The sequence below is a fragment of the Streptomyces sp. NRRL WC-3549 genome (assembly GCF_000721935.1).
Taxonomy (GTDB): Bacteria; Actinomycetota; Actinomycetes; order Streptomycetales; family Streptomycetaceae; genus Streptomyces.
The window spans coordinates 9,952-14,867 of record NZ_KL585456.1 but is presented as its reverse complement, the minus strand read 5'-3'; the positions used below and the strand labels follow the sequence as shown (position 1 = coordinate 14,867).

Genomic DNA, 4,916 nt, shown 5'->3' with positions numbered 1-4,916 from the left:
CCGTCAGCCGCGGCCCGTCCTCGGCCAGCAGCACCGTCCCCGGCGCGAGGCCCTGGAGCACCGTCCCGGTGGCGTGCACCCGGGAGAGCGTCCCGGCGAGACCCGCGCCCAGTATCCGTACGGCCCGCTCCGGCAGCGGGCCGGCGAGCGCGATGGCCTCGGCGAGCGTCACCGCGGGCACGTACGCCGTGGCCGTCCACAGGCCGGGATACGGGCCTCGGCCTGGAACCGGCGGCGGAAGGCGGGCAGCGCGGCGAGCTCCGGCCGGGCGGCGGTCACCACGACACGGCCGTCGCCGTCCGCGTCGCGGGCGAGGTACTGGACGGTGCCAGGGGTCTCACGGAAGCGGGCCAGGGCCGTGTACGGGCCGAAGCGGCGTGGATCGTCCTGACGCAGCGCCTCCATGGCGCACCCCCCTCGTGACCGTGCCCTCGGCACCTGACCGCCGATCTTAGGGGGGCGAGCCCCGCTGCGAGGGATCCACCGCTCAGGCGCCGCGGTCCGGCTTCGTCCAGGGCCACTTGGGGCTCCGGCGCTCGCGGCCCTCGGGGACGTACTCGTACACCCAGCCGCGCTGGAGCCCGAGCCGCTTCGAATAGCCCGCGGGGGCGCGCCGGTAGGCGTACACGGTGGCGGGGCCCCCGTCGGCGGCGGGCACCGGGACCTCGTACCACTTGGGCGGATGACCGGTCGGTCCCACGAGCACGGGCAGGACCCGGCCGTCCAGGGGCCCGCCGGTGAAGGGGGTGTTCTCGCTTCTCACCCGCCCAGTCTGGCGCAGACCGGCGTGCCCGGCCGCGCGGCTGCCGGACCGTGCCCGGCCGCGCGGCCCCGGGGCGTCAGGCCGGCGGAAGCAGGTGCGCCGCGTGCCCGGCCACCGGAACCACCAGCGCGGCCAGCCGCGCGGCCGGTCCGTCGGCGCTCTCCTGGTCCAGCAGCTCCGCCACCACGGACGCGGTCTCGCCGTCCGAGGCCGCGGTCACCGCGAGCAGGGCGATCAGGTGGTCGACCAGCCAGCCGCGCAGATCACCGGCCGCGGGCTGCTTCCCCTCGTCCAGCCAGATCAGCGACGCCGCCTCGACCGCCGCGATCCAGGTCCGCACCATCATCCGCAGCCGGGGCCCGGCGGGCTCCTGGCCCGGACCGGTGCCGCGCCCGAGGTGGAGCAGGATCTGCTCCGCCGCGGCCCGGCGTACGCCGTCCACGATCGCCGACGTACGCGAGGTCTCGACGACGCTGCCGCCGCGCAGCAACGCGCTGAACCCCGCGTCGTGCTGGTCGACGAAGCCGAGGTAGCGGTCCAGGACCCGGCTCACCCGCTCGGTGGGCGGCCCGGCCGCCGGTTCGGCGAAGCACAGGGTGAGCTGCTCCGCGGCCGAACCGAGCGCCGCCTCGTACAACTGCTGCCGCCCGCCGGGGAAGTAGCGGTAGACCAGCGGCCGGGAGACCCCCGCCGCCACGGCCACCTCGTCGATCGACACGTCGTCCGGCGCCCGGTGGGCGAAGAGGGTGAGCGCGGCGGCGAGGAGCTGCGCCCGGCGCTCCTCGACACCGAGCCTTCGGTAGGCACGGACCGGCGGTGCGGCGGGGACGGAGGTCATACCCCGAAGACTAACGACCCGGTGCGCGGCGGAGAGCGGGTCAGGCCGTCGTGAGCGGTCTCCCGCGCAGCCGGAGCGCGCGCTCAGGCCAGCAGGCCCGAGCTCTTCCACAGCCTGCGCCCCACGCCGTTCAGCACCCCGATGTCGTCGAAGAAGTCGGTGAGCCGCTTGGCGCCCGTCTGCATCACCTCGGCCCGGTGGCCGCTCGCCTTCACCTGGGCGACCGCCTCGCGGCGGTCCAGGCCGACGTCCTCGTACACCTGCGGGTTGACGAAGCAGATGGAGAAGACGCGGGCCGCCTGCCCGCAGCTCAGCCGGGTCATCCGCCGCTCCCACGCCGGTGCCGTCACCATCTGGCGGCGCAACTCCTCACGTGCGTAGCGCACATGGCGGGCCTCCTCGACGACGTGGATGCGCGTCACCCCGCGGACCAGGGTCTGGACCCGCTCGTCGGGGAACGTGAGGCGCTGCATCCAGTCGAGGATCTCCTCGCCCAGGAGCGTGGCGGCGAACGAACCGGGCGTGGTGGAGACGGTCTTCAGGACGCGCGCCGCGTTGTGGTAGGCGCGGGGCACCGGGTAGGTGGGGGCGCCGCCCCACTGGATCATGCGGCCGAACATCATCGAGTGCCGGCACTCGTCCGCTATCTCGGTGAGGGCGTACCGGACGTGATTGCTGGTCACGGGCTTGTCGTAGATGTGCCGGACGAGCAGCTGCATCAGGATGATCTCGAACCAGATGCCCAGCGAGGCCAGCGACGCGGCCTCGTGCCGGGCGAGGTCCATCCGCTGCTCCTCGGACATCCCGCGCCAGAGCGGGGTGTCGTAGAGGGAGACCAGCTCGGGCGGCCAGAACCACTTGCCCTCCTCGACGCCCGCGTCCCAGTCGAGCTCGGTGTCCGGGTCGAAGGAGTGCTTGGCCGAGGCCTCCAGCAGCCGCAGCGCGACCTGCTCGCGATCCCTGAGCGGGCCGAGAGCGTCGCGCAGTGCCTGGACGTCCTGTTCGGTCACTGTCGTCATGGCAGAAGGCCCCTCGCGCATGGGTTACCGGCGGTCATACTTTATGAGACTGCCTGTCAGCAAGCGAGTCAATCCCCTGTGCGCGACTTGTTGACCGCGCGTCTACCACCGTGTGAACCTGCCAACGGACGTCAGCACCACGGAAATACGATCCTCGCCAGGCGAAGGAGCTGTCCGTGTCCACACACGACCTCTACACCACCCCGCCCGCCTCCCCCTCGTGGCAGGTACCCGCGACCGGAGCCGCCCGTTTCAGCTGGGAGTACGACGACGGCCGCGAACGCCTCCTCGCCCTCTACCAGAAGGGCAAGGACAAGCAGTGGGACGGCAACAAGCGCATCGACTGGAGTCTGGAGGTCGACCCCGACGACCCGCTGGGCACCCCCGACGAGGCGCTGACGCTCTACGGCACCCCGCACTGGGCGAAGATGACCGCCCGCGACCGCGGCGAACTGCGCAAGCACTACACCGCCTGGCAGTTCAGCCAGTTCCTCCACGGTGAGCAGGGGGCGATGGTCTGCGCGGCCCGGATCACCGAGGCGGTCCCCGACCTGGACGCCAAGTTCTACTCCGCGACCCAGGCGATGGACGAGGCCCGGCACGCGGAGATCTACGCACGCTTCCTCCACGAGAAGGTGGGGATGCTCTACCCGGTCAACGACAACCTCCAGGGCCTGCTCGGCGACACCCTGCGCGACTCCCGCTGGGACATGCCCTACCTCGGCATGCAGGTCCTCATCGAGGGCCTGGCGCTCGCCGCGTTCGGCATGATCCGCGACACCACGACGCGGCCGCTGCCCAAGCAGATCCTCGCCTACGTCATGCAGGACGAGGCCCGTCACGTGGCCTTCGGGCGGATGGCCCTGCGCGACTACTACCGGCAGCTCGGCGACGCGGAACTGCGTGAGCGCGAGGAGTTCGTGATCGAGGGCTGCCACCTGATGCGCGACCGGCTCAGCGGGGTCGAGGTGCTGGAGAACTTCGGCATCGGCAAGAAGGAGGCCAAGGACCTCTCCGAGCACTCCGAGTACCTCCAGCTGTTCCGCAAGCTGCTGTTCAGCCGGATCGTCCCCTGCGTCAAGGACATAGGGCTGTGGGGCGAGCGGCTCCAGAAGGCCTACGTCGACATGGGCGTCTTCGAACTGGGCGACTCCAACCTGGACCTGCTGATGGCCCAGGACGAGGAGATCGCCGAACAGCTGGACCGGGACCGCTTCGCCGCCGAGGAGCGGGCCCGGGTGGCGGAGGTCACCGAGGCGATCACCCAGGGCGGGACGGTCCCGGGGGACGGCTGACCGCCGCCGGGCGGGGCGGGGGGACGGTCACTCCCCTTCCGGGAGCTCGACCGTCCTGCCGTTCTCGTCGAGGGCGTGGGTCTCCCAGTAGACGTCCCACTCGTCCCCCACGTGCTTGGGGACCTTCCCCTCGGGATAGCGGGCCCAGCCCTTCGGCGGCTCCTCGTCGTCCGGGACGCAGGCACCGCCGCCACCGCCCACGGTCAGCACCGGGTACTCACCGCCGCCGCACACCGCCTCGTCGAGCGAGCAGGCCCCGGTGAACAGCGCGAGGGCGGTGACGGCGGCGGCGAGGCCCGCCGTGGTGCGGGACGGGCGGCGAAGTGGGCGGGTCCTGCTCATGGTCGGGCTCCCTGGGGTTCGGTCGGTGTTCCCAGCCTGCCGCGCCCCGGCGGCACGGGCCATGAGTTCCCGTACTCAGCTCCCCACGCGCACCGACTCGGCCGCGCACGCCGGCGGCCGGGTCCCCGGCGTACGGAAAGGCGGTGTGCGCGCACCCCGACGGGCTCGTGCACGAGGGGCTGCTGCGCCGCCGGGGTGCCGTTCGGCACGGAACCGTGGAAGGCGGCCGACCTCCTGGGCAACGGGCGGCGCATCCGGGCCGACGACACCGTGCCGTTCGCGCTGTGGACCGCCGCGCGCCACCCCGGGGACCTGGAGGCGGCCCGGTGGGCGACGGCCGAGGGCTTCGGGACGTGGACACGACCTGTGCCATCGCCGGGGGAGTCGTCGGCGCGGCCACCGGGGTCGGCCGGGCGCCCGCGGAGTGGCCGCGCAGGCGTGAACCGCTGAGCTGACGGGGCGTCGCCCTCGACCCGGTACCGATCGTCCGTGCGCCGTACGCGCCCCCCTCGCCGGTGACGTACCGTCCAGGGCATGACCACGCCGCCGCCACAGCCGCCCCCGGGCCCGTACGGGCAGCCCCAGCCTCCGCAGAGCCCGTACGGGCGGCAGCCCCCGGCGGCCCCCGCCTAGCTTCCCGCAGCAGCAGCCCGCACCGT

5 protein-coding genes and 1 pseudogene are annotated in these 4,916 nt (G+C 73.1%); 1 reads left to right on the top strand and 5 read right to left on the bottom strand.

From position 1 onward, the window contains the following. The 4 genes and pseudogenes from IH13_RS41830 to IH13_RS0135720 all read right to left on the bottom strand — a co-directional run. Window positions 1-405, bottom strand: a pseudogene (locus IH13_RS41830) (serine/threonine protein kinase); the annotation flags it as partial. Window positions 406-487: 82 nt separating this feature from the next. Further along, complete coding sequence (locus tag IH13_RS0135730; protein ID WP_031091245.1) at window positions 488-763, bottom strand: hypothetical protein; 276 nt, start codon at window positions 761-763, stop codon at window positions 488-490. A gap of 76 nt (window positions 764-839) precedes the next feature. Then, on the bottom strand, window positions 840-1,601 hold the full coding sequence (locus IH13_RS0135725) for a TetR/AcrR family transcriptional regulator (protein WP_031091243.1): 762 nt from the start codon (window positions 1,599-1,601) through the stop codon (window positions 840-842). 83 nt (window positions 1,602-1,684) lie between these two features. Continuing rightward, window positions 1,685-2,620: an AurF N-oxygenase family protein gene (locus IH13_RS0135720; RefSeq protein ID WP_031091241.1), complete on the bottom strand. Its 936-nt coding sequence runs from the start codon at window positions 2,618-2,620 to the stop codon at window positions 1,685-1,687. A 176-nt stretch (window positions 2,621-2,796) separates the two neighbouring features. On the opposite strand from IH13_RS0135720, the gene IH13_RS0135715 reads away from it, so the two are divergent. Further along, entirely contained in the window at window positions 2,797-3,915 is a 1,119-nt protein-coding gene (locus IH13_RS0135715; protein WP_031091239.1) for a ferritin-like domain-containing protein, read from the top strand. A 27-nt stretch (window positions 3,916-3,942) separates the two neighbouring features. Here the strand turns inward: IH13_RS0135715 and IH13_RS0135710 are convergent, their stop codons facing one another. Continuing rightward, window positions 3,943-4,257, bottom strand: coding sequence for an SCO0607 family lipoprotein (locus IH13_RS0135710; RefSeq protein WP_031091237.1), 315 nt, complete (start codon window positions 4,255-4,257; stop codon window positions 3,943-3,945). Window positions 4,258-4,916 lie beyond the last annotated feature (659 nt).

What these genes read in the sequence shown, in the direction of transcription:
- IH13_RS0135725 (WP_031091243.1), bottom strand. Translation starts at nt 1,601, where the DNA reads ATGACCTCCGTCCCCGCCGCACCGCCGGTCCGTGCCTACCGAAGGCTC.
- IH13_RS0135720 (WP_031091241.1), bottom strand. Translation starts at nt 2,620, where the DNA reads ATGACGACAGTGACCGAACAGGACGTCCAGGCACTGCGCGACGCTCTC.
- IH13_RS0135710 (WP_031091237.1), bottom strand. Translation starts at nt 4,257, where the DNA reads ATGAGCAGGACCCGCCCACTTCGCCGCCCGTCCCGCACCACGGCGGGC.